The sequence below is a fragment of the Citrobacter sp. Cu231 genome, assembly GCF_030332265.1.
GTDB classification, from domain to species: Bacteria; Pseudomonadota; Gammaproteobacteria; order Enterobacterales; family Enterobacteriaceae; genus Citrobacter; species Citrobacter meridianamericanus.
On record NZ_JAOWIE010000044.1, the window covers coordinates 187,411 to 211,113 of the forward strand.

Here is a 23,703-nt window from a genome sequence, read left to right on the forward strand (position 1 = left end):
ATATGGGAAATTGCTATGCAACATCAATTACTGATTAATGGCGAGCTGGTCAACGGTGAAGGTGAAAAGCAGCCAGTCTATAACCCTGCCACTGGTGAAATTATTCTGGAGATTGCCGAGGCGTCTGCTGCGCAGGTTGATGCCGCAGTACGTGCAGCAGACAGCGCATTTGCCAGTTGGGGGCAAACCACGCCGAAAGTCCGCTCGGAATTGCTGCTGAAACTGGCGGATGTTATCGCCGATAACGCGCAAACCTTTGCCGAGCTGGAATCACTCAACTGTGGTAAGCCGCTGCACTGCGTCCTCAATGATGAAATTCCGGCAATCGTCGACGTTTTCCGCTTCTTTGCCGGGGCAGCGCGAACTCTGCAAGGACAGGCGGCCGGAGAGTATCTGGAAGGGCATACGTCGATGATTCGTCGGGATCCACTGGGCGTGGTGGCCTCTATTGCGCCGTGGAACTACCCGCTGATGATGGCGGCGTGGAAGCTGGCTCCGGCGCTGGCGGCGGGTAACTGCGTGGTGATTAAACCGTCAGAAATCACCCCGCTAACGGCGCTAAAACTGGCTGAATTTGCCAAAGATATTTATCCGGCTGGCGTTATCAACGTGCTGTTTGGCCGGGGTAAAACGGTGGGTGACCCGCTGACCGGCCATGAAAAAGTCCGCATGGTCTCCTTGACCGGCTCCATTGCAACCGGCGAACACATTATCCAGCATACTGCGCCTTCGATTAAGCGCACGCATATGGAACTGGGTGGTAAAGCCCCGGTCATCATTTTTGATGATGCCGATCTGGATGCGGTGGTGAGCGGCGTGCGAACCTTTGGGTATTACAACGCCGGACAAGACTGCACTGCCGCTTGCCGAATCTATGCCCAGAAAGGCATTTATGATGCGCTGGTTGAGAAACTTGGCGCCGCGGTTGCCAGCCTGAAAACCGGTTCACCGAATGATGAGTCGACAGAGCTGGGGCCAGTAAGCTCTCAGGCGCATCTTGATCGCATCACCAAAGCGGTTGATGAGGCTAAAGCGTTGGGGCACATCAACGTTATCACCGGTGGTAAGAAAGTGGAGGGGGCAGGCTACTATTTCGCCCCGACGCTGCTGGCTGGGGCAAAGCAAGACGATGCCATTGTGCAGAGGGAAGTTTTCGGTCCGGTGGTCAGCGTAACGGTCTTTGATGATGAAGATCAGGTATTGGCGTGGGCTAACGATTCGAAGTATGGGCTGGCATCCTCCGTCTGGACCCGGGATGTGGGGCGCGCGCATCGATTTAGCGCTCGCCTGCAGTATGGTTGCACCTGGGTCAATACACACTTCACGCTGGTCAGCGAGATGCCGCACGGCGGGCAAAAACAGTCTGGTTATGGCAAGGATATGTCGGTTTACGGGCTGGAAGATTACACGATTGTTCGCCATGTCATGATCAAGCATGAGTAGTCTCTGAAGCGCGAGCGGTAAATGGGGCACGGATAGCTAAATATTGGCAAACGTGCGTCTATACTATTCGTGCCACTGGCCTCGTCGCCATCGGACGGCGGTAAGTTGGAAATATCCGCGAGGTCAGGCTAATTGATACAACAAAGCCCCGGTTGAATATCGGGGCTTTGTGCTTTCAGGTATACCGTCCGGTTATTAGCGGCGTAAGCTGCTAAGTCAGGCGAGTAGCGCACAAACGCTCAGAACCAGTCCCAGTTGTTCCGGCGTCAGACCTGTCGTCAATAATCGCCGGTTCAGCAGGCTGCCCAATAGTGAAGCAAATGCCAGTAACAACCCCGTTCAGCCAAGGGATCTCAATTTCCATCAGCATACCGGCACAACACCGAGGCGTTATTTGGATACCTAATGCCATAGAAGGATTAGGGGGATTACATACTAAGGATAATTTACCCGGAAGTGTGAGAGTGGGAAGATGGTGTACTAATGGCAGAGAGAAAAACCTCTCTGCCAGCGGACGCTGCGATTAATTAAACAAGAACCACATCAAGCAAACCAGCCAAACCTTGCGGAAATCAGACTGAAAAGTCCTACAGCAGCAAATATATTTATCAGCACCACCGTTTTACTGGAAACATTCATTTGTGCCACCTTTCGTTTAAACCCTTATGGGTATAGTACGGGTTATAACTATCCGCAATAGTACGAATTCCGAACACAATGAAAACGGTGTGTTTTACCGCTGTTTCTCTTAAAATAATTAATAAAACTTGATGTGGGTCATGAAAAAGAGCATATTGCGCGCGATTTCACCTTTCGGCCCGGATGCCTTACATGTCTCTGTACCAAAAAATGTTGGTTTTTTATGCGGTGATGGCCGCTATCACGGCAATCATCACTTGGTTTCTTTCCCGCGATAAAAAGCGGATTCGTTTTCTCAGCGCAGTATTAGTCGGGGCGACCTGGCCGATGAGTTTTCCCGTCGCGTTAATGTTTTCTCTCTTCTGATGACGGCGTAAACGCCGTTTCAGGCGGAAAGCAGGGCATCTAATCGTTTTCTGTCGGCGTCACTGACGTCCTGCGGATGCTGATACCCCACGTTCTCATTCGCACGGGTATATAAAGCGACCAGCCAGTCGTAAACGTAGCGACTTGCGCCGTGCGAAGGTTGTTCATCCAGTTTCGTCAGGCGTAACATTGGCTGTTGCTTAGGCGCGCTAAAAATAGCCGATCCTTTTTGGATCCTGCTGGCCGGACGCTGTTCCTCGGCAACGTTAGCAAATCCAAGCCAGGTAATAAAATCGCCAATATCGGCGTGAAGTTGCGCGGCGCAGACGTTTTCTCGCTGCAAAATGCGCTGTAAGCGTTGCGGCATCTCCAGGCGATAGCTGGCGGTAACGAGGATATCGGCAACCTGCCTTAGCGTACGGGCGTCGAGGCGTAACCGGCGCGCATTATTTTCATCGCGACACCACTGGCGCACGTGGTTTATCCACATTTTGTGCGCCTGATATCCGATCTCTTTGTTTTCCGGCGAGTGTTGCGTGTCGCGCACCTCGGCAAACAGGTCAATATCTTCATTAAAGAGTCCGCTCACCTGTTCCTCGCGTGGCTGCTGAATACGCAGCAGCGACTCAAAGAGGCGCATCGGCGGGAGCAAACCATCAAGGAGTTCGCCATGCTTTGCCGCCTGAGCCTGTAACTGGCGGATCACCCACTCATTGCTACCGGATTCGGCTTCAACGGGATGAATCCAGCCGATCAGGGTTTGGCGTACGTGCTGTTGGTGCTGCTCACGCAGGGAATCCAACCTGGCCTGGCGCTGCTGTGGCGAGGTGGCTTGAGTCAGCCACTCGACAAGGCGCTGTAAGCTGTGTTTATCCAGCGCCTGCAGTGTGCCCCAGTGCAGTCCGGGCTTACCCATTAATTGCTGTACGGATTCATCCAGGTTTTGCTGAGTGCTAAAACGCGCATCCTGCGGGGTAATGGCCCACACCACGCCCGGCAATGCGGCGTCATGTACGGGCTGAGTATCGTTAACCCAGCCCAGCAGCTTGCGGGTGATAGCAGGCGTCTGGGAACGGGTCGATACCGCATTACAGATTAAGAGCACATCCGGTTGCAGATGCTGGCGGTAATGTTCCAGCATCCAGCCTAATTTGGCCTGCCACAGTGGATGGAGATGAACATCCGGGGCGAGGGGAATATCAAGCAGATCGACATTCCCCAGTTCAGCGTTTTCAACTGTCAGGACCAGTTCGCGCGTGAGCAGCGCCAGTGATGCCTGAGGGAGACTAACCGCGTTGAGCAACTGATGATTTTCAACGGGATGAACCACCACATCGCTTTGCGCCTCATTCCCGGTTAACGCCATCTGGGTAAGAAAACTTTCCGCAGGTAAACCGAAATGATCGACCAGCAGGCTCAGCGGTGCTGCTAATTCTGACGCGTTCCCGGTTTGCTGCAGCGTATGCGCCAGCGCCAACCACTGTTGCGTCAGTTCTGGTTGCTCTCCCCACAGTAACGCCCAGGCGTTTGCCCGGGTCGTCAGGTCCAGTGCGGGTAACAGCGTGGCAAACTGATGCCATAGCGTATCGTCGATTTGCTGCTGATTGGTTGGCACGCAGGCGCGCCAGAAGCGACCAATCGACGCAACATCTTGTGCAGTAATGCCCTGTACCGGATGACGTTGACGTAGCGTTTGCCATTTTTCCAGGCGCGACTCAATAATCGATTTCTCAACCTGGCGATTGTCCGGGAGCGCACTGAACTGGGCGATAAACAGTTGTACCAGTTCGGCTTCGCTGAGTAACCGCAGACGCAATGGCCATTCATTATCAAGCGGATTTTCTTCCTGCGTGAAACGGATCGCCATATTGGTTGGCGCATGACCGGGATTAATATGCGAAAAGTAATCAAAACTGCGATCCGGAGTGACGATATTCACTTTGCCATTGGCGTTGTTGCACAATGCCGCGAGCAGATGCGCTTTCGCCGATTGTGAATGTCCATATAACCCAACGCACCCTCGCGATGAAAAAGCCGTCTTTAACGCAGATTCCTGCACGGCGGCTAACGTGAGCTGGGCCAGCAGGGCATCTGCTTCATCATCAAGACGTGCCGAGCGCTGACGGGTATCAGATACCCATTCGATGGCGGCCTGCGCGGTATTTAACATCTTACTCATTTCAGGTACACGCTCCCGCTATCAATCCAGTAATGGCTACCGCTATGGCGACGGTCTGCCAGCGTATTCAGTTTTAACGTTAAGGCATGAGCGGCAACGGGAGTGCCATCCTGTAACCAGGCGTCGCTCAGTACGAAGAATTCCGGTCCGCTTTCTTTGCTACCACCGCGTAGTTGCAACCGGACATTCAACACGCCATCTCCGGCGATGGTTTTTGCCAGTTCGGCAGAATTTATGCTGAGCGTATACAACGGCGTGGCAGGCCAGCGACTGTTTGCCAATTGACGGAAACCTAACGTCACGTTACCGCGCAAAGGAAAGTGCAGGCGGGTATCCAGCTTAGCGCCGGGCTTATCCAGATCGATATCGTGATACCAGATATTCTCATCGCGCAGCGTATTGACCGTATTATCCAGCACGCCGAGATATCGTACGGTTGAGTAAGCGCCGATATCGGCAGCTTTAAAGTTAAAGCGTGGTAGACGTAAATCCAGCGCCAGGCTACACAACATGGCACCTACTGCTGCGGTGGATTTGGGGTTACCAATCCGTCCTTGCTGGCTAAACGGATACCACTCATGTACGCGGTAGTTATCCATCCAGATCATACGATTAACCGGAACAGGCTGCAGATGGCGGATCAACGCCTGTACGCCGGGTAAACAGGCGGGTCTGCCGGTCACTAATAAAATATCGCAGCGATAGTGCGAAATGGCCTCACAGACCGCGTGCAGCGGCGCAGTCAGAGTAAATTGTCCCGCCAGTAACGCTTCTTGTAGCTGCCTGAACTGTACCTGTAAGGGAACGTTCAGAACATCAAACGCTGGCGATCCTGCTGGCAACGCATGGTCGATGGCCTGTTGGATATAATTCATCACGTTACGTGTGGGGCGCTGGCTGAGCAGCTCGCCAAAGGTGGCATGCAGCCCGGCTACCGGATCGTTAATATCACTTTGTTCCCAGGCAGAGAGCACCGCATGACCAAGCGGCATAAAGAGCTGTAATGCCGTTTGTTGACGCAAAATCGCCTGAGTATCGATGCGCCCGGAATCGCCGAATAGCGTCGCCAGCAATGCGGCGGCATCAGTCACGCCAGCCTGTTGTAAGCGGGTTTGCAACGCGGGCAAAACGCAACGCTGAATTACGTCAAGCAGCATGTCATCCCCCGCGACCTTAAAACCTTCACGGAACAACAGATGCGGGGTAATTTTGACGTTCGCCCCAACGCCATCATCAAGCTGGTAATGAACCACGGCCATATCCGTTGTCCCGCCGCCAATGTCGATCGACGCCACGCGCAGCGCACGACCTTTAGTCTCACCGGGTTCCGGCAGACGGTCCGGGCGGGCAAGGGCGTTAAAGAACGATTCAGTGTGACCATCATAGTGGGAGATAGCCTCGTTATACAGCCACACCAGTTGCCCACAGCTGGCCTCATCCCATTCCATCTGGATCTCAGGTACGGGAACCACGCTCTTTTCTTGTTGTTTACGAGTGGTGAAATCTTCATCCTGCGGGTGCCAGCCCATCGCTTTCCACACCAACGCAATAGCCTCAAACATGCGCAGGCGGAAAATTTCGCGCTCCTGTTTGGGCATTGCCGACGGTAGGGTCAGGATCAACGTCCGCAACTGACGAGGAGAGGCCGGGAATCCAAGACGCAATCGCGTTGCCACGCTGTTAATTTGGCCCAGCGCCTGAGCCAGAATTTCGCACAGCATATGTGTCATCAGCGTGCTGCGACTGTATTGCGGTGAGAATACCGGCAGACGATCGTCCTGCGGCAGGCTAAACAGCGGTTGCCCGTCATCGTTCATCAGGTTCATCAGCGGGAAGGCGGTAGCCAGCGGCTCGCGCTGGGTTTTGCCATTCATCTGGCTAAAGCGCCAATCATGTAGCACCGGCGTTTCGTCCCACAGATAACGGCGTGGGCTGGAGATCCCACTGCTGCCTTCAGTGCCCATACGCTGCATCGCCAGCTTACGGGCTTCGTCACCCACGCGGACAATCGACGGCCAGATAAAGGCGTCATCACGACCGCTCTCCACAGAAAAGTGCTGCTTGCCAAAACGCGCTTCAGAAAACTCCAGTCGGCTGGTGAACAGTGGGTCGTTGAGATACTGCGGCTCGCTTAACGAACGCACCTGTAATTCAGCAGTCTGACGCAGTCCGTCATTGGCGTCGCCATGATCTTCAATCAGCACGCCGCAGGTGTGTGTATTACCAATATCCAGAATGAGATCGACGGGAATGGCGGGTGTACTGAGGGTGTGCGTAACCAGCTTCACTTCCGGCAGCGAAAGTTGTTCGCCTAACAGGGTCAGCACATTCAGCCAGTGTGCCTGATATTCAAAATTACGCAGAGCCTGCTGGATCTCGTGTTCAGAGCGGTTCTCATGCTGTGTGACATGATGCATAAAAGACTCGCGCAACCAACCGTCAATCCATGTCTGGTCGAGGAAATCGGCAATTTCATTGTCATGCCAGGCCAGCGCGAATCGTGTCCCGTTGAGCAGGTCGTTTTCATTAGGCGTTAACGCTGCAGGGGCATTTTCAGTGAGCTGGCTGTCCAGAGCTACGGTAACGCGGTGGGTGTTGCCCGCGCTGTCGGGCTGCGCCAGTTTTCGTACCTGCACGCGTGCCCAGTTATCCGGACCTTCAACAAACGTGCGCGGTGGGTTAAAGCGCAGAAACGGCAGTGGCAGCCAGACGCCGTCGAGGACATCAAGCGAATAATGCAGCGTCTGGGTGCTTTCCGGTTTCACCACTTCGGGCTGACCGCCGGTACTGCCTGGCAAGGTATAGCGACCCGTTGCCAGATCGAAATCCAGCCGTAGTAGGGGACCGTTTGCTGTTTTGCGCACAAAGCGACCATGATGCGCAGATTCTTGCGGCGTCAGGCCAAAATCCAGGAATTGCACACCGCTATTGGCGATGAGCGTCACGCTCTGTTTGTAATCACACAGATTCACCAACATAAAATCAGGCACCTATCTTTTTGATCGTCAGAGGGATTTCCGCGTGATCGTCATAACGTGCGGTACACGCGGCGACGTCATTGGTTCCCGCTTTGCAGGTAATTTCAGGCATTGGATAACGTGACCCGTCCGTGCAACGGGCATTCCCGCGACTCTTAATCATTAATTCACCCGACTGGTGCAAACCGGAGAAAATCTCGGCTCGACAAACGATATTGTCACCATGAACCACGCGAGCAGTGCCTTTATTGGCCTGGATTTGATAGCGTAGCGACGGCGCTTTGCCGCTGACCGGATCTTTAACATCGACCATTACACGCCAGTTGCCGTTGAGAAAACGCGTTGTTCCTGCCTTCATCTGGTTGGCATCCATGACCAGCGCATCTTTCGGAATCGCGGCGATCACGACAGGTCCTTCCACAGGTTTCTCTTTCTTCGCGACCGGGATCACTTCAGCCCGATGCAGCGGCAGTGCAGATGTCAGTTCTGGCAGCGGAGCCATATCTGCCTTCGCAACGTCAACAGGGATGACTGCGGGAGTGGGCTGGACTGTCTGTTGTTTCCACAATAGTGGCCCAACAATGGCGGCAATGATTACTGCGGCAACCGGCAGGCTCCACAGCGGCAGGCGGCGCGCGGGTTTCTCTTGTGCCAGTGGCGGTGTGACTTCAGGTTCGTTAACTATAACCGGCGGCTGTGGTTCAGGTTCAGCCGGTTTAGCCAGCTCGACGACCGGCGTCAATAAAGGCGTATCAGCCTCGGCGAAGGTGATTTCAGGGCTGCTTTCTTCTTCCGGCTCCGGCTCTGCTACGGTAACGACAGGAGGAGTATCAGCAAGTCGCAGGCAATCGAGCACCTCGTCGCGAGGATTTTCGTTCAGATTGACGAAGCCCCAGAACGTAATAACGGGTTTGCCTTCAACCAAAAAAACGTGATTCTCACCAGGAAACTGGATGGCTTTTTCGAGCAGTGAGCCAAACAGCTGTAGTGAGGTTTTCCCCGATTGCAGGCTTTTACGGCTCAGAGCAGCCGCATTTTCCAGCGTGCTCCCCAGATAGCGCAGCGCACGAAAACGAGCCTCCTCATCAGCGGCTTTCCACGCAACGACTTTCCCTTCGATCGGGGAATACCAGTCCACCCGATCGCCGTTGTCGTTAATTTGTGGGATCGCCAGACAATCCACCATTGCCTGTTGTTTACGCAGACGAAGCGTTTCGCGAATTTGCAATGCTGAATCAAACACGGCCTGACCACCGCCACCCACGGCCTGATAGTCATCCAAATTGCCGCTGCGCAAGAGAGTTTTTGCCACGTTGTTACCCCTTAGACTTCTTCACGTATCTACTTTACGTTTTATAAAAACGAGCAAACGGTGAAAGAGAGGCAAAAAGGGGCTAATTTTCATGGCATAGAGTGCCGGGAAAAATCTTGACGTTTAGAAAAAGACTTAAGGGAAATTAATTCGCTTAGGGTGATGGATTATTCAGCGAAATACACCGGATTAGAATAACCTGATAGTGATTCGTTATTGGTCAGTTTTTGTCAGCTATGCTCTGATATCACGGTTAATAATAAAATAAGAAGGCTTATAACCATGATTGCAAGGAAAACGTTACTCGCGCTGACGCTCAGCGCTGTCATACCGTCAGGCGCTGCATTGGCGGCCAATACTGACACTATCATCTACTGCTCTGAAGCGTCGCCTGAGTCATTTAACCCGCAAATCGCCAGCTCAGGCCCGTCGTTTGTGGCCAGTTCACAAGTGCTGTATAACCGACTCATCAACTTCGACCCGGTAAAAAATACGCCGGTACCGTCTCTGGCGACGGACTGGACGATTTCGCCGGACGGTAAGATCTACACCTTTACCCTGCGTCAGGGTGTAAAATTCAACAGCAATAAATTCTTTAAACCGACGCGCGACTTCAATGCTGATGACGTGATTTTCTCGGTATTAAGGCAGAAAGATGCCGATCATCCGTACCACAAGGTTTCTCAGGGAAGCTACGAATACTTTAACGATGTCGGTCTGGATAAACTGATTAAAGAAGTGAAGAAGCTCGATGATTATCACGTTCAGTTTGTTCTGAATGAACCTAACGCCGCGTTTCTTGCCGACTGGGGAATGGATTTCGCCTCCATTCTTTCAGCGGAATATGCCGACGCGATGCTGAAAAAAGGCGCCCCGGAAAACGTTGATAACTGGCCAATTGGCACCGGGCCTTACGTGTTGCAGCAGTACAAGCAGGATTCGCAAATCCGTTATCTCGCCAACCCGAACTACTGGGATGGTGCGGTCCCGACAAAACACCTGATCTTCTCAATCACGCCGAACGTTCAGACGCGGCTCGCAAAACTGCAAACCAATGAATGCCAGATAATCCCGGCACCAGCGCCCGTACAGTTTGACGAGATTAAAAAGAATAAAGATTTGACGCTGCATTCGGTTGACGCGTTGAACGTTGGATATCTGGCGTTTAACACCGAGAAAAAACCGTTTGATAACGTGCTGGTGCGTCAGGCTCTGAACTACGCAACGGATAAAAAGGCCATTATTAACGCTGTCTTTTTAGGTTCTGGTACGGTGGCAAAATCACCGATTCCGCCGAATATGCTGGGGTTCAATAAAGATCTGCAGGATTACACATACGACCCGCAAAAAGCGAAAGAACTGCTGAAACAGGCGGGGCTGGAAAACGGTTTTGAAGCGACACTGTGGTCAATGCCTGTTCAGCGTCCGTACAACCCGAACTCCCGACGGATTGCCGAGATGATCCAGAGCGACTGGGCAAAAGTTGGCGTGAAGGCGAAAATTGTGTCCTACGAGTGGGGCGAATATCTTTCTGGAATGCGTAAAGGTGAGCATGACACCGCTTTGTTCGGTTGGATGTCGGACAACGGCGATCCGGATAACTTCGCCGATGTACTGCTGGGCTGCGACAGCATTAAAACCGGATCTAATGCCGCGCGCTGGTGCGATAAAGCGTATAATTCGCTGGTTGAAAAGGCGAAACTGGTGAGCAAACCTGAAGAACGCGCCGCGCTTTACCAGCAGTCACAAGAGATTTTCTATCAGCAGGCACCGTGGATTGCGCTGGCGAACGGTAAAACGTTCTACGCGACACGCAGTAATGTCAGCGGATACAGCGTGAGCCTGATGGGCAGTGATTTTTCGAAAGCGAAGTTAAATTAATGAGTTAAGGAGAGGTTATGTCGCATCTGGATGAGGTTAGCGCACGGGTTGATGCCGCCATTGAAGAGAGCGTCATTACGCATATGAATGAATTGCTGATTGAACTCAGCGATGATGACGTGCTGAGCCGGGAAGATCGCTACACCCAGCAACAGCGTTTGCGTACAGCGATCGCACATCATGGCCGTCAGCATAAAGAAGATATGGAAGCCCGTCGCGAACAGTTGACCAAAGGCGGCTCTATTCTTTGATATTTCCTTGCCGGAATTTATCCGGCCTACAGGCACATTCTGTAGGTCGGATAAGCGCAATTAAAATGAGCGTCGCGCCACCAACCAGGCCCCGACGACCAGCAGCACCGCACCACAAACTGGCCCCACCAGCGCCCGCAGCGGCACGCCGTGGCTGCGCAAAATATCCAGTACCAACCCGCCAATTAACTGGCTGGCGACCAGCACCGCGATAGTCGTCGCTGCGCCCACATTTTGATATCCGCTGATACTGGCAAAAACGAAGAACGATCCCAGCAAGCCGGGGATTAGCGTCCACCAACGTACGCTGGAGACCAGCTCTGCAAATCCTGCCGCGCCTTGCTTAAACCACAATATGCTGACAAATAATACGATCCCGACCAGCGAGTTCAATAACATGGCGATGAGGATCGTCGAGGATGTCTGCGTAATGCGCACCATCAAGGTATTTTGCACCACCAGACCAATACCCGCCGCAATCAGAAAGGAGAGGGTCAGCGTCTGGTTCATCTGCCGGCATCCGGTTCGCGACGATCGTCTAACTGCAACTGCATGAAGGTCAGATCCAGCCAGCGGCCAAATTTGGTGCCAACCTGCGGCATTTGCGCGGTAGTTTTAAAACCCAGCGTGCTGTGCAGATGCAAAGACGCCTGATTCTGAGACTCAATACCGGCCACCATCACATGCTTGCCGCATACACGAGCTTCTTCTATCAGTCTGCTAAGCAGCGCTCGTCCCAGGCCCTTTCCCTGATGCTCAGGATGGACATACACCGAATGTTCAACGGTATGGCGAAATCCATCAAAGTTACGCCAGTCGCCAAAGGAGGCATATCCCGTAACCACGCCATTATCTTCACTTACCAGCACCGGATACCCCATCAACTGGCGGGCTTCGTACCAGGAAATACGGTTTTCGGCATCGACCGTTTGATCGTTCCAGATAGCCGCCGTATGCAGTACCGCGTGGTTGTAGATTTCGGCAATAGCTGCACAGTCTTCTTTGCTGGCAAATCGAATTGACATGTTGAACCTCAAGGCTTGTTCACTATAGTATTACAATATGAATACTATTGAAGACAGCATAAATCAACGGATCGCGGCAAGAATTCGCATTGAGCGGGAATCTCGCGGCTGGTCACTGACGGAACTTGCCGAGCGCGCGGGCGTGTCGCGGGCGATGATCCATAAAATAGAACGCGGTGAAAGCAGCCCAACGGCCACGCTGCTGGGCAGGCTCTCCGGCGCCTTTGGTATCAGCATGTCTATGCTGATTGCGCGGGCCGAAATGCAGGAGGGTAAGCTGCTGCGCTTCGCTGACCAGCCCGTCTGGCACGACCCGCAAAGCCATTATTTACGCCGCCATGTTTCACCGCGCAGCGATCTGCCGATTGATCTGGTGCAGATAGAATTGCCTGCCGGCAGCGATATTCCGATGCCAGCCTCTTCTTATGTGCAGGCCAGACAGCTTATCTGGCTCCAGCAAGGGGAGTTAGTCTTTGTGGAGGGGGACGTGCGACATGAAATGCAGGCGGGCGATTGCCTGGAGCTTGGCCCACCAAATGACTGTCGGTTTATCAATGAAACTACACAACCCTGCGTTTACCTGGTTGTGCGGTTAAACCCCGGCATCAGCTAAATGGCAGGTCCGGGCTGCTACTATTGATGGATTCATGCCAAAAGCAGAGGAGCACATCATGGGTCAACAGACTAATCGTAATCGCCGCTGGGTACTGGCTTCCCGCCCGCATGGCGCGCCAGTTACGGACAACTTCCGTCTTGAAGAAGATGAGGTTGCAACGCCGGGTGAAGGTCAGATTTTACTGCGCACTGTTTTTCTTTCTCTCGATCCCTATATGCGTGGACGCATGAGCGATGAACCGTCTTACTCCGCACCGGTTGAGATTGGCGGCGTTATGGTTGGCGGTACCGTAAGTCGCGTAGTGTCATCTAATCATCCTGACTATCAGCCTGGCGAGTGGGTGCTGAGCTACAGCGGATGGCAGGACTATGACATCTCCGATGGGAACGGGCTGGTGAAACTTGGCGATAACCCCGAGCATCCCTCCTGGGCACTGGGCGTTATGGGTATGCCAGGTTTTACCGCCTATATGGGGCTGCTCGATATCGGTCAGCCGAAAGCGGGAGAAACGCTGGTTGTGGCAGCCGCGACAGGCCCGGTTGGCGCAACGGTAGGACAGATAGGTAAGCTCAAAGGTTGCCGGGTGATCGGCGTTGCAGGCGGCGCTGAAAAATGCCGCCATGCCACCGAAGTACTGGGTTTTGATGTCTGTCTCGATCACCACGCACAAGATTTCGCGCAACAGCTGGCAAAAGCCTGTCCACAGGGGATCGATATTTACTATGAAAACGTCGGCGGAAAGGTATTTGACGCTGTCCTGCCGTTACTCAACACGTCTGCGCGCATTCCGCTTTGCGGACTGGTCAGCGGTTACAACGCCACATCGCTCCCTGCCGGACCGGACAGATTACCTTTGCTGATGGCAACGCTGCTGAAAAAGCGTATCCGCATGCAGGGCTTTATCATTGGTCAGGATTATGGTCACCGCATTCAGGAGTTTCAGCGCGAGATGGGACGTTGGGTTAAAGAGGGCAAAATCCATTACCGCGAGCAAATCACCGACGGTCTGGAAAATGCGCCGCAGACCTTTATCGGCCTGCTGACCGGCAAAAACTTTGGCAAGGTGGTTATTCGTCTTACCGACGATGCGTAAATCGGAGGGCGGGAGTCATTCCCGCCAGTTTTACTCAAAACGCCATGCCAGATTAATTCCTAAACCGTAGTTTCGTCCTGGCGCCGGTTCGTAGTATCTGCCGTTTGACTCATTCACAATCACCGAGCCGACATAAGTTTTATCGAACAGATTATCCACCCGAGTGAACAGGTCGATCATGAGACTGCTGTAATAAAATTTATAACCGGTATTCAAACCAACAACGGTATAGGACGGGGCTTTCGCTGTATTTTCATCATTGGCCATAATGTTGCCCATATAACGAACTTCTGTTCCCGCATACCAACCTTCATCAGGCACGTAGCCCAGTGACGCAAATCCCATGTTTTGCGCTATGCCGGGCAGTCGGTTGCCGTTGCAGTTTTGATCGCCACAGACGTTGCTGCGATAAGTTGCGTCAAGCCAGGTCCATGCCGCTTTTACGCGCCAGTTTCCTGCAAAACGTTGGTCCCAGGCTAACTCGGCGCCCTGACGGCGGGTTTTACCGGCGTTTTTATAGGTCGTCCTTCCACCGCTGCTACTGTCAACGACGATTTCGTCATCCGTGTTGGTCTGGAACAGGGCGGCGGTAAACAATCCGTCACCGATACGCGTTTTACTGCCAATTTCAACGGTATCATTTGTTGCAGGCTGAAGGTCAAAATTCATCCCACTTTGACCATCAGCGCGGTAAGACAATTCATTGATGGTCGGTGTTTCGAACCCACGTCCCGCAGCCAGGTAAACGTTCCAGGCATCAGTGATGGCGTATTTTAACGACCCGGCAGGTAACCACTGGTGATAGCTGGCGTCACCGCTGTCATCTCCGTTACCTGGGGTAATATAGCGATCGTTAGAATCAAACCACACCGAACTGTAGCGAAGGCCTGCATCCAGCGAAAGCTTCTGCGTTAATTGCCACTGGGTTTGCAGATAGGGATCGAGATTCCACATCAGATTACGCTCGTTACGTCGTAAGTCGCCTTTCTGGCCATACTCCGGCACGCCTTCATCAAGGCGAAAGTTGTTGTAGCCTTTCCGGTTTTCGCTCATGTATTCATAATTCAGACCGGTAGTGAAGGTCACGGGTATGCCCAGCTCACCACGGTGAGTCCAACGGTTATCTATCCCTTGATAATGACGCTGCAGGGTAATGACGCCTCCGGCGTGAGACGGTTTTAACTGAGGGGCCATTGGGATCGACTGGTACTGCGTGGTCTCACGTTCCCCCGCGTAGGTCATGATACTGATATCATCCTGCGCGCTAAGCTGGCGTTCATATCGCAATCCCGCCTGGGTCTGCTTGATGGTTTTTCGCGTATTAAATTGCTCTGCGCGAGGCGATTGCTGCGGATTAGACTGCCATTCCGACTCGGTAAGACCGCCGGGATCGTCGGCCTTGCTGTCTACACTATTGAAAATCAGTGTCAGTTTGCTCGCATCATCTATGCGCACGCCCAGTTTGGCATTGGCCAGACTTTTTTGCGCACTACTGCGATCGCGATATCCGTGGGTGGTAAACCGGGTTGTTGAAACGGTGTAATCCACATCCCCTCGTTGAGTACCATCACCCAGCGCGCCCGTTGCTTTTAACCCGTAGCGCCAGGTGCCAAAGCTGCCGTAATAACTGCTGGCTTCAATGGTTGGCGGTTCATGACCCGTTTCAGTGCTGACATTCATCACCCCGCCGGAGGCATTGCCATACAAAGCCGAGAAGGGGCCACGTAAAACCTCAATATTTTGTACGCTGCTGATATCAATATTGGAGGTTTGACCCTGTCCATCCGGCATCGTTGCCGGGATCCCGTCGACGTACAAACGAATACCGCGGATGCCATACGTGGTTCGCGAACCAAATCCGCGAATCGACAACTGTAGATCCTGGGCGTAGTTCTGCCGATTTTGCACCTGTAGCCCTGGGACACTAGTCAGGGATTCAGACAAATTAATTCGCGGCGTTGCCAGACGCATATCTTCGCCGTTAACGACGCTGACGGCGGCTGGGGTGTCCAGCTCAGAAACGGATTGCGGCGTCGCGCTCACGATCAGCGTTTGATCGTTGATCTCACTTTCTGCCACAGCACATGGGGAGAGCAGGAAAGACAGTAATGAAACAGGAAATGCAATAAAGCGAGCTGAAAAAATCGTCATGAACAAGGCCAGTAAATGATGTTTACGCCGTAAAATCGGCGGTAATCATGTGAATATTTTTATAAAAGATGAAATTTAGCGCTGTTGAATTGCGGTAAATAACCGGACAACCAAAACGATTGTAGTCAATATGTGAATAAGTGCTCCACTTTGAGATGAATAATGATTACTATTCTCATTACTACAAAGCAAAACTATGATTTTGCGCATTGAAGCTATGTGAAGCAGTAACAAACGAATTTTTCAAAGGGAGTCGTCATGTCTTTACGTCATCTGTTTTCACCGCGTCTGCGTGGTTCATTACTGTTAGGTTCACTGCTCGTTGCATCATCTTTTACTACGCAGGCTGCAGAAGAACTACTGCGCAAAGCCGTGGGTAAAGGCGCCTATGAAATGGCGTACAGCCAACAAGAGAACGCACTGTGGCTGGCAACCTCGCAGAGCCGCAAACTGGATGTCGGCGGGGTGGTTTATCGTCTTGATCCAGTCACCCTCGAAGTGACTCAGGTTATTCATAACGATCTCAAACCGTTTGGTGCCACCATTAACAACGCCACGCAAACGCTGTGGTTCGGCAACACGGTAAATAGCGCGGTAACGGCGATGGATGCCAAAACGGGCACAGTGAAAGGGCGTCTGGTGCTGGATGCGCGTAAGCGTTCTGAAGATGTTCGCCCGCTGCAGCCGCGTGAACTGGCCGCAGATGACGCCACGAACACGGTATACATTAGCGGTATTGGTAAAGAGAGCGTGATTTGGGTGGTGGACGGTGATGCCATTAAACTGAAGGACACCATTCAAAATACTGGCAAAATGAGCACCGCTCTGGCGGTCGACAGCAACGCTAAGCGCCTGTATACGGCCAATGCAGACGGTGAATTCATTACCATCGATACCACCACCAACAAAATTCTCATTCGCAAAAAGCTGCTGGATGATGGCAAAGAGCATTTCTTCATCAACCTGAGCCTGGACACGGCGGGTAACCGTGCATTTGTCACCGACTCTAAAGCGGCAGAAGTGCTGGTAGTCGACACCCGTAATGGTAACGTACTGGCTAAAGTCGCCGCGCCGGAATCCCTGGCCGTGCTGTTCAACCCGGTGCGTAACGAAGCCTACGTGACCCATCGTCAGGCCGGAAAAGTCAGCGTGATCGACGCGAAAAGTTATAAAGTCGTCAAAACGTTTGATACCCCAACATTCCCGAACAGCCTGGCGCTCTCCGCCGATGGTAAAACCCTGTACGTCAGCGTGAAGCAGAAGTCTACACGCGAACAGGAAGCTACCCAGCCGGACGATGTTATTCGTATTGCGCTGTAATTAACCGGAGGGGGAAACCCCTCCGATCATTTCTCCAAACCCTACGATACGCCTCGTCAAAGCTGGATAAAAAGACGGGAATGCGCGGGGAATTAACAGCAATGACGTCGCGCAGTTGATTGAAACTAACTAAAAAAGAAGGCCTGAAGGATTAACCTGTCAGGCCTTTTGTCATTACGGCGCAGTGCGGTGAATTTCAGCAACGCGCTTACGTACACCAAACCAACCCGCAACCAGCAGGATGGCTATCAGCGGTAATGATGCGATGGTATAAGTACCGTTCGGATAGTCAAACGCCATCAGTACCAGCACGCTCAGCAGGAACAGCAGCGTTAACCAGGAGGTAAACGGTGCGCCCGGCAGTTTGAAGCTGACATCTGCCGTTTTGCCTTCTTTGATGGCCCGGCGCAGACGCATCTGACAGACCATAATAAATCCCCACGACGCAATAATGCCCAGCGATGCGAAGTTCAGCACAATCTCAAACACCTGCGATGGAACCAGATAGTTCAGGAATACGCCAACGACATACACGACCAGCGTGGCGAGGATCCCAGCCCAGGGTACCTGTTGACGGCTCATTTTCGCCATAAACTTCGGCGCAGATCCGCCCATCGACATGGAACGTAAAATACGCCCGGTGCAATACAGCCCGGAGTTAAGGCTGGAAAGCGCCGCAGTGAGCACCACAATATTCATGATACTGCCGATGTACGGCACACCCAGTTTGGAGAAGAAGGTGACAAACGGGCTTTGTCCTGCCTGATAGGCGTTCCATGGTAGTAACAGAACCAGCAGCACGACAGAACCCACATAAAACAGACCAATACGCCAGATAACGCTATTGATTGCTTTTGGCACCATCGTTTGCGGATCTTTGCATTCACCGGCGGCAGTGCCCACCAGTTCAATAGAGGCAAACGCAAAAACCACACCCTGTACAAGTACCAGCGCTGGCAGCAGGCCATGCGGGAAGAATCCGCCGTTGTCGGTAATCAGGTGAAAGCCCGTGGCGTTACCATCAAGCGGCTTTCCGGTACCTAAAAATACGGTCCCCACCACCAGAAAAATGACAATCGCCAGTACTTTAACCAGTGCAAACCAAAACTCCATCTCTGCGAACCACTTCACGCCGATCATGTTCATGGTGCCGACAATGGCCAGTGCGCCGAGGGCGAATACCCACTGCGGCACATCGCCAAATGCGCCCCAGTAATGCATATACAGCGCCACTGCGGTGATATCGACAATGCCGGTCATTGCCCAGTTGATGAAGTACATCCAGCCCGCCACATAGGCGGCTTTCTCACCTAAAAATTCACGAGCATAGGAAACAAAACTGCCGCTGGAAGGGCGATGTAAAACCAGTTCACCGAGCGCGCGCAGTATAAAGAACGAAAAAATACCGCACACCAGATAGACCAGCGCCAAAGCAGGCCCGGCCATCTGCAAGCGTGCGCCTGCGCCTAAAAACAATCCGGTACCAATTGCGCCGCCAATGGCGATCATTTGCACCTGTCGATTGCCCATCGCTTTGTGATACCCCTCTTCGTGAGCATTCAACCAGCGTCGTTTCGCCGCATGTTGCTCTGCGGCTTGCGTGTTGTTTGTGTTCATTACGTTTCCTGTTGACCTGACAAAAATTCAACGTCCTTTTTGCCGCACCTGCTGCGGCGAAAACAGCGTTACCCTTCATTCTGTTACGAGGGAAAACAGCCGGCCGAGCATCCTACATTCAATTGATCGGTTCCGCAAAGCCCCGATAACAAGAATTCAGTATTTTTGTACAGCCATAGCTGGCGCGGTGTGGCCTCGATTCAGCCAATAAAAAAGAGGGGGGTTAATACAAGGAGAGGCGCGCTTATCAAGACATTTACCTGATAAGCGCGGCGTGTTTATGCCGATGCGCCAAAGACCTGAACGGCCTGCTGTAAACGTGATGAACGCTGGGTCAGATCGGCAGTCGCGTCAGTGACACGTTCCACCATCTCGGCGTTATTGTGTGTCATGGTGCCAACGCGTGAAATCGAATCATTAATCAGATCCAACGCCAGGGTTTGCTCGCGGGTGGCCAGACTAATGTCTTTGATCATCATCGACATCTGCAGTACATCGCCAATCATCCCGGTGAGATGTGTTTCAGTTTGCTCCACCATTTTGACCCCGCTATTCACGTTAGCGACGTTTTTTTCGATAAGTTGCTTGATCTCTTTTGCCGCGGACGCTGAGTGCTGCGCCAGATTTCGTACTTCTGCCGCCACGACGGCAAAACCACGGCCGGATTCCCCGGCGCGCGCCGCCTCAACTGCGGCATTGAGCGCCAGAATATTGGTCTGAAAAGCGATGCTGTCGATGACGCCAATGATGTCAACGATCTGCCCGTTGTCACGCGATATCGCCTGCATCATGGCGATAGTTTGTTTCATGATATCGCCGCCTTCTGCAGCGTTGGCGCTGGTTTTATCGGCCATAGTCATGGTATGAGCCGCCGTTTCAGCGGTTTGCTGTACTGCACTGCCAATTTCTTCAATGGCCGCAGCCGTCTGTTGCAGGTCGGCTGAGGTTTCTTCTGAGCGTTTATGCAGCGCCGTACCTTCTTTTGATACCCGTTGACTGATCGCGCGAATGCCGGAGATTTGCGTACTGACGTCATCGACCAGTGAATTCAGGTTAAGTCCGGACTGATTAACCAGCCGCATCAGCATTCCGATCTCATCCACCCGATTTAAATGACAGTTATCAGGTTTTCGTCCGGATACCACTTTTTTCATTTGCGTCAGTAGCGTATTAACTGGCTGACAAATTTGATACTTAAGGTAAATAGCAAGCATAAGAAATAATATTAACAACCCACCCGCCTGAATAAATGGGTTGATAGGGGCGAACTGAAATAACAAAGTGAGCAGGGCGGCTACTCCTAAAGAATAATTGACGCGCTGGCTAATACTCAGCCATTTAAACATAGAAGCCCATGCCATTATGCCGCGACGAATGATAATGCCTTTATAAAGCCGAAAGCCTTTAAACTGCTGACTATTAATTTTTTGGTATAAGCTTTCACTATGAGTTATTTCATCACGCGAAGGAACGGTACGCACCGAAATGTAGCCAGTGAGCTTTTCATTTTGCCAGACCGGTGTAACGTTGGCGCGAACCCAGTAATGGTCGCCATTCTGCCGACGGTTTTTCACCATCCCTGTCCAGCTCTCTCCCTGCTGTAGCGTGTACCACATATCGGCGAACGCCGCGGGAGGCATATCAGGGTGGCGAATAATATTATGCGGTTCGCCCATTAATTGCTGTTCGTTAAATCCGCTGGCATCAATAAATGCGGAGTTGGCGTAGGTAATATGACTTTCTTTATCCGTCGTAGAAAGCAGCGTCGCTTTATCGTTAAGTCTGTGCTCAATTTGTGTAACGGGCGTGTTACTTTTCATAGAGACCCCATGATGGTATGTAAAATCCATACAAAAAATCCCCGCAATGAAACCAGGGTATATTAAAAGTTGTTTTAAATAAGTCTTAATAAGAAACGCTGCATTCTCCACTAATCATCAATTTTGTGAAAGTACTTAAAATAAAAATTTCCATTTAAACTATTCATTTGTTGTCATAAAAGTTAAACAATTAATACAAACATATAACGCGAAAGGCGGTTTGCCCTGACCTAAGTTAAATTAACTGCTATCTTACTGTTGAAATAAAACAAACTCAAAAGTATATTTTTTTACAGGGCGGATAACATCCCTATTATATTTTGTAGTGTACGTATACAAGATTTTTTAATCAGGAAGTGATAGGCATAGTGAAAATATCGTGCCAGAAAGAAAGCGCTGTCAGGAGCGCATCGTGAGGCACAAGGCTGCGCCGCACAGGGATTACAGGGTGACGACGATTTTACCCACCTGACCGTTGGCTTCCATGTAGCGATGCGCGTTGACAATGTCATCAAAAGCGAAGGTTTTATCAATCAGCGGTTTGAGCTGACCGGATTGCAGTCCTTCAAAGATAAACCGTTATCCGGGTAGCGCGACTGGAAATCGTTCAGGGCCGGGACTAATACCGAATGCGCCAGCGACAGGGGAGCGTTCACCCTGAGTTTTCCGCGCGGAGGGCGAGTGGGTGAGAAAGAGGTCATGATGTCATCAACATCACCAAGTAATATTTTTGTGCGCTGATAAAAAGCGTCGCCCTCATCAGTCAGACTCACTTTGCGGGTGGTGCGCTTAAGCAGCTTTACGCCCATCGCTTTGGTTACAGCAGGGCGATGTAGGTGTAACACATCGGCGGCTTTGGCAAATCCGCCTTGCTCCACAACCTGCACAAAAATGCTCATGTATTTAAACATACTGGAACGCATCTCTTACTCTCCTGGTGTTCGCTCTGGCACGGGTATTGTTATTATTAGAGTAATAATGATGACTGCATAGACTCACGAATGCTGCTCTACACTTAGGGTTTTAACATTGAGGGTTGCAGCATGATGAAAATCTATGGGGTGCCGGGCTGGGGATCGGCCATCAGTGAAGTTATGCTCACACTGGCGGAAATCCCTTATCATTTTATTAATGTCGACGGTTTTGACAGTGACGGCCCTCAGCGGGAGTTACTTAAAAAAATGAATCCGCTATGTCAGGTGCCCACACTGGTGCTGGAAAATGGCAATGTGATGACGGAAACGGCAGCGATCGCGCTGATGATCCTCGATCGTTGCCCTGAACTTGCGCCACCCGTTGGACACGCCGAACGCCAGCAGTTTCAGCGCCTGCTGATTTGGCTGGTGGCAAATGTCTATCCTACATTTACCTTTGCCGACTATCCCGATCGCTGGGCGCCAGATGCTCCGGCGCAGTTGAAAAAAAACTGCATTGAGTACCGGAAATCTCTCTATATGTGGCTGAACGATCAGCTAAACGCCGAGCCGTACGCATTCGGGGATCAGCTAACACTACTGGACGTATATATTGCCGTTATGCGCACCTGGGGACCAGGGCATGACTGGTTTCAGGACAACACGCCGAATATTAGCGCCATCGCTGATGCAGTTTGTCAGCATCCGAGGCTGCGAACTGTCCTGAAAAACAATAAGATTATTTGAATAAAAAAACGCTGTTCCGCAGGAGTGCAAATCCTGGAACAGCGGGCGAACTATCGCCATAAGGTTAAATTACTCGACAGCAGGGGTCAGCGTAATACGATCCAATGGACCCACGATAAACAGATAAGAAATCAGGCCAATCAGCCCCATCGAACCGACGTACTGAATGGCGTAATCAAAAGACTGAGGATTGTCACCCATCACGGTGAGCAGGGCGCTAAATAACCCGCAGTTGGCGCGCCCGAAAACCGTGGAAAAAGTGATACAGGCGGTGGCAGACTATTTGCTGAACAAAGGTTATCGCCGTCCTGGTTTGCTATGGACAACGCGCCGCCTCACTTCTGGCCGATCGTATCGAACAAATCCCGCGTGAAGACGATATTATTGATGTCGGATTTCACCTGGTTGAACGAGAGTCTGCATAAGTAACCTGCATCCCAAAACAATAAGGAACCTGTCATGCCGCACGTTGATATCAAATGTTTTCCTCGCGATCTGAACGAAGAACAGAAGGCCGCACTGGCGGCGGATATTACCGAAGTCATTATTCGTCATTTACAAAGCAAAGAGAGTTCAGTGAGCGTGGCGCTGAATGAAATTGAGCCCGAGGCGTGGCAGGGCGTGTGGGATGCCGAAATTGCGCCGCAGATGACGAGGCTGATTAAAAAACCCGGCTACAGCATGTGAAAGTAAACGGGCGATTATTGCGCCCGTATTATTCAGCCGCTGTTATGCGTTTCCCGCTGGTGACAAACGTTCCGGCGCCAAGATGATGCAGGGTATTGAGTAGGCCATCATCAAACTGCCAGCGTCCCTCAACGAAGACACGCTCATCAGCGGCAGCAGATACCACTTCGCCAAACAGGGTGTCATATTTTTCCTGTGCCGCAGTTGCAGGCAGCAGACGACACTCCATCCAGGCCAGACATTTCGCTTCTATTAACGGTAATCCCAGTACCGGACCTTTTACCACCGGAATACCATAGCAGTTAAATTTATCTTCTACGCGACCCGAAACGCTGCCTACCGCCCAGGTCCAGTTGGTGGCGGCCACGCCCGGAATAACGATGCCGAACTTGCCGCTACGCTCAATCAATTCACGCGACCAGGCGGTTTTATCGACAACAATTGCGATCCGCGGCGGTTCAAACTCCACGGGCATTGACCATGCCGCCGCCATCACATTGCGCCGCTCGGTATGCTCATCCCGGCTGGTGATTAGTATCGTAGGGCCGTGGTTAAGCAGCCGACTTGCATGTTTTAATTCGATTGAACGGAAATGGCTCATGGATGCTCCTGGTCTGAGAGATAACACGCCACAATAGATATAGATATTAACGGTATTAGCGAT

At 52.0% G+C, this 23,703-nt stretch carries 19 protein-coding genes and 4 pseudogenes; 10 read left to right on the plus strand and 13 right to left on the minus strand.

Annotated elements, in window-relative coordinates; translation table 11 throughout:
* The first annotated feature begins 15 nt into the window (after window positions 1–15).
* Window positions 16–1,443, plus strand: coding sequence for an aminobutyraldehyde dehydrogenase (gene patD, locus OGY15_RS18555; protein ID WP_151219277.1), 1,428 nt, complete (start codon window positions 16–18; stop codon window positions 1,441–1,443).
* A gap of 543 nt (window positions 1,444–1,986) precedes the next feature.
* Here the strand turns inward: patD and yncL are convergent.
* Window positions 1,987–2,082: a stress response membrane protein YncL gene (gene yncL / locus OGY15_RS18560; protein ID WP_071524268.1), complete on the minus strand. Its 96-nt coding sequence runs from the start codon at window positions 2,080–2,082 to the stop codon at window positions 1,987–1,989.
* Between the two features lie 192 nt (window positions 2,083–2,274).
* Here yncL and OGY15_RS18565 point away from each other — a divergent pair, with 192 nt between their 5' ends.
* The gene (locus OGY15_RS18565; protein ID WP_016153148.1) at window positions 2,275–2,448 is read left to right on the plus strand and encodes a GhoT/OrtT family toxin; all 174 of its coding nucleotides are present in this window, start codon (window positions 2,275–2,277) and stop codon (window positions 2,446–2,448) included.
* A 19-nt stretch (window positions 2,449–2,467) separates the two neighbouring features.
* On the opposite strand, the gene OGY15_RS18570 is transcribed toward OGY15_RS18565, so the two are convergent.
* The 3 genes from OGY15_RS18570 to OGY15_RS18580 are packed head-to-tail and all read right to left on the minus strand — an operon-like array spanning window position 2,468 to window position 8,917.
* Window positions 2,468–4,627, minus strand: coding sequence for a virulence factor SrfC family protein (locus OGY15_RS18570; protein WP_286540561.1), 2,160 nt, complete (start codon window positions 4,625–4,627; stop codon window positions 2,468–2,470).
* On the minus strand, window positions 4,624–7,605 hold the full coding sequence (locus OGY15_RS18575; RefSeq protein WP_286540563.1) for a virulence factor SrfB: 2,982 nt from the start codon (window positions 7,603–7,605) through the stop codon (window positions 4,624–4,626). The genes OGY15_RS18570 and OGY15_RS18575 overlap by 4 nt, the downstream gene beginning before the upstream one ends.
* A 4-nt stretch (window positions 7,606–7,609) precedes the next feature.
* A complete protein-coding gene (locus tag OGY15_RS18580) occupies window positions 7,610–8,917 on the minus strand; it encodes an SrfA family protein (RefSeq protein WP_252838798.1) in 1,308 nt (435 codons plus the stop codon).
* Window positions 8,918–9,199: 282 nt separating this feature from the next.
* On the opposite strand from OGY15_RS18580, the gene OGY15_RS18585 reads away from it, so the two are divergent.
* Together OGY15_RS18585 and OGY15_RS18590 are read left to right on the plus strand one after the other, a co-directional pair.
* Window positions 9,200–10,798, plus strand: coding sequence for an ABC transporter substrate-binding protein (locus OGY15_RS18585; RefSeq protein WP_286540567.1), 1,599 nt, complete (start codon window positions 9,200–9,202; stop codon window positions 10,796–10,798).
* A 17-nt stretch (window positions 10,799–10,815) separates the two neighbouring features.
* On the plus strand, window positions 10,816–11,049 hold the full coding sequence (locus OGY15_RS18590; protein WP_151219272.1) for a YdcY family protein: 234 nt from the start codon (window positions 10,816–10,818) through the stop codon (window positions 11,047–11,049).
* 60 nt (window positions 11,050–11,109) lie between these two features.
* On the opposite strand, the gene OGY15_RS18595 is transcribed toward OGY15_RS18590, so the two are convergent.
* Together OGY15_RS18595 and OGY15_RS18600 are read right to left on the minus strand one after the other, a co-directional pair.
* A complete protein-coding gene (locus OGY15_RS18595; protein ID WP_151219271.1) occupies window positions 11,110–11,559 on the minus strand; it encodes a DMT family transporter in 450 nt (149 codons plus the stop codon).
* A complete protein-coding gene (locus OGY15_RS18600; RefSeq protein ID WP_187252395.1) occupies window positions 11,556–12,074 on the minus strand; it encodes a GNAT family N-acetyltransferase in 519 nt (172 codons plus the stop codon). Before OGY15_RS18600 ends, OGY15_RS18595 begins: the two co-directional genes overlap by 4 nt.
* A gap of 37 nt (window positions 12,075–12,111) precedes the next feature.
* Here OGY15_RS18600 and OGY15_RS18605 point away from each other — a divergent pair, with 37 nt between their 5' ends.
* Together OGY15_RS18605 and curA are read left to right on the plus strand one after the other, a co-directional pair.
* On the plus strand, window positions 12,112–12,687 hold the full coding sequence (locus OGY15_RS18605) for a helix-turn-helix domain-containing protein (RefSeq protein WP_286540571.1): 576 nt from the start codon (window positions 12,112–12,114) through the stop codon (window positions 12,685–12,687).
* Between the two features lie 58 nt (window positions 12,688–12,745).
* Window positions 12,746–13,783: an NADPH-dependent curcumin/dihydrocurcumin reductase gene (gene curA, locus OGY15_RS18610; protein ID WP_278237960.1), complete on the plus strand. Its 1,038-nt coding sequence runs from the start codon at window positions 12,746–12,748 to the stop codon at window positions 13,781–13,783.
* 30 nt (window positions 13,784–13,813) lie between these two features.
* On the opposite strand, the gene pqqU is transcribed toward curA, so the two are convergent.
* Window positions 13,814–15,934 carry a TonB-dependent receptor PqqU gene (pqqU, locus tag OGY15_RS18615; RefSeq protein ID WP_286540574.1) on the minus strand — a complete coding sequence of 707 codons (2,121 nt, stop codon included), beginning with the start codon at window positions 15,932–15,934 and terminating at the stop codon, window positions 13,814–13,816.
* Between the two features lie 258 nt (window positions 15,935–16,192).
* Here pqqU and yncE point away from each other — a divergent pair, with 258 nt between their 5' ends.
* Window positions 16,193–17,254, plus strand: coding sequence for a 7-bladed beta-propeller protein YncE (yncE, locus tag OGY15_RS18620; protein WP_286540576.1), 1,062 nt, complete (start codon window positions 16,193–16,195; stop codon window positions 17,252–17,254).
* Window positions 17,255–17,428: 174 nt separating this feature from the next.
* Here yncE and ansP read toward each other — a convergent pair whose 3' ends face one another.
* The 4 genes and pseudogenes from ansP to OGY15_RS18640 all read right to left on the minus strand — a co-directional run.
* Window positions 17,429–18,871, minus strand: coding sequence for an L-asparagine permease (gene ansP / locus OGY15_RS18625; RefSeq protein WP_003833088.1), 1,443 nt, complete (start codon window positions 18,869–18,871; stop codon window positions 17,429–17,431).
* Window positions 18,872–19,149: 278 nt separating this feature from the next.
* The gene (locus tag OGY15_RS18630; RefSeq protein ID WP_286540579.1) at window positions 19,150–20,691 is read right to left on the minus strand and encodes a methyl-accepting chemotaxis protein; all 1,542 of its coding nucleotides are present in this window, start codon (window positions 20,689–20,691) and stop codon (window positions 19,150–19,152) included.
* 441 nt (window positions 20,692–21,132) lie between these two features.
* A pseudogene (locus tag OGY15_RS18635) lies at window positions 21,133–21,270 on the minus strand (zinc-binding dehydrogenase); the annotation flags it as partial.
* A 2-nt stretch (window positions 21,271–21,272) separates the two neighbouring features.
* Window positions 21,273–21,614, minus strand: a pseudogene (locus OGY15_RS18640) (LysR family transcriptional regulator); the annotation flags it as partial.
* A gap of 120 nt (window positions 21,615–21,734) precedes the next feature.
* Between OGY15_RS18640 and OGY15_RS18645 the strand changes: the two are divergent.
* Entirely contained in the window at window positions 21,735–22,352 is a 618-nt protein-coding gene (locus OGY15_RS18645) for a glutathione S-transferase family protein (protein ID WP_151219266.1), read from the plus strand.
* Between the two features lie 69 nt (window positions 22,353–22,421).
* Here OGY15_RS18645 and OGY15_RS18650 read toward each other — a convergent pair.
* Window positions 22,422–22,547, minus strand: a pseudogene (locus OGY15_RS18650) (glucarate transporter); the annotation flags it as partial.
* Window positions 22,548–22,672: 125 nt separating this feature from the next.
* Here OGY15_RS18650 and OGY15_RS24725 point away from each other — a divergent pair.
* Window positions 22,673–22,777 (plus strand): annotated as a pseudogene (locus OGY15_RS24725) (GntR family transcriptional regulator); the annotation flags it as partial.
* A 34-nt stretch (window positions 22,778–22,811) separates the two neighbouring features.
* The gene (gene pptA, locus OGY15_RS18660; RefSeq protein ID WP_151219263.1) at window positions 22,812–23,039 is read left to right on the plus strand and encodes a tautomerase PptA; all 228 of its coding nucleotides are present in this window, start codon (window positions 22,812–22,814) and stop codon (window positions 23,037–23,039) included.
* A 28-nt stretch (window positions 23,040–23,067) separates the two neighbouring features.
* Here pptA and OGY15_RS18665 read toward each other — a convergent pair whose 3' ends face one another.
* Complete coding sequence (locus OGY15_RS18665) at window positions 23,068–23,640, minus strand: flavin reductase family protein (protein ID WP_151219262.1); 573 nt, start codon at window positions 23,638–23,640, stop codon at window positions 23,068–23,070.
* Window positions 23,641–23,703 lie beyond the last annotated feature (63 nt).

Excerpts from the sequence above, each read along its gene's own strand:
- OGY15_RS18590 (WP_151219272.1), top strand. The coding sequence starts at position 10,816 with ATGTCGCATCTGGATGAGGTTAGCGCACGGGTTGATGCCGCCATTGAA.
- OGY15_RS18575 (WP_286540563.1), bottom strand. The coding sequence starts at position 7,605 with ATGTTGGTGAATCTGTGTGATTACAAACAGAGCGTGACGCTCATCGCC.
- OGY15_RS18630 (WP_286540579.1), bottom strand. The coding sequence starts at position 20,691 with ATGAAAAGTAACACGCCCGTTACACAAATTGAGCACAGACTTAACGAT.
- yncL (WP_071524268.1), bottom strand. The coding sequence starts at position 2,082 with ATGAATGTTTCCAGTAAAACGGTGGTGCTGATAAATATATTTGCTGCT.
- patD (WP_151219277.1), top strand. The coding sequence starts at position 16 with ATGCAACATCAATTACTGATTAATGGCGAGCTGGTCAACGGTGAAGGT.
- OGY15_RS18595 (WP_151219271.1), bottom strand. The coding sequence starts at position 11,559 with ATGAACCAGACGCTGACCCTCTCCTTTCTGATTGCGGCGGGTATTGGT.
- OGY15_RS18570 (WP_286540561.1), bottom strand. The coding sequence starts at position 4,627 with ATGAGTAAGATGTTAAATACCGCGCAGGCCGCCATCGAATGGGTATCT.
- OGY15_RS18585 (WP_286540567.1), top strand. The coding sequence starts at position 9,200 with ATGATTGCAAGGAAAACGTTACTCGCGCTGACGCTCAGCGCTGTCATA.
- pptA (WP_151219263.1), top strand. The coding sequence starts at position 22,812 with ATGCCGCACGTTGATATCAAATGTTTTCCTCGCGATCTGAACGAAGAA.
- yncE (WP_286540576.1), top strand. The coding sequence starts at position 16,193 with ATGTCTTTACGTCATCTGTTTTCACCGCGTCTGCGTGGTTCATTACTG.
- pqqU (WP_286540574.1), bottom strand. The coding sequence starts at position 15,934 with ATGACGATTTTTTCAGCTCGCTTTATTGCATTTCCTGTTTCATTACTG.
- curA (WP_278237960.1), top strand. The coding sequence starts at position 12,746 with ATGGGTCAACAGACTAATCGTAATCGCCGCTGGGTACTGGCTTCCCGC.
- OGY15_RS18605 (WP_286540571.1), top strand. The coding sequence starts at position 12,112 with ATGAATACTATTGAAGACAGCATAAATCAACGGATCGCGGCAAGAATT.
- OGY15_RS18645 (WP_151219266.1), top strand. The coding sequence starts at position 21,735 with ATGATGAAAATCTATGGGGTGCCGGGCTGGGGATCGGCCATCAGTGAA.
- OGY15_RS18565 (WP_016153148.1), top strand. The coding sequence starts at position 2,275 with ATGTCTCTGTACCAAAAAATGTTGGTTTTTTATGCGGTGATGGCCGCT.
- ansP (WP_003833088.1), bottom strand. The coding sequence starts at position 18,871 with ATGAACACAAACAACACGCAAGCCGCAGAGCAACATGCGGCGAAACGA.
- OGY15_RS18665 (WP_151219262.1), bottom strand. The coding sequence starts at position 23,640 with ATGAGCCATTTCCGTTCAATCGAATTAAAACATGCAAGTCGGCTGCTT.
- OGY15_RS18600 (WP_187252395.1), bottom strand. The coding sequence starts at position 12,074 with ATGTCAATTCGATTTGCCAGCAAAGAAGACTGTGCAGCTATTGCCGAA.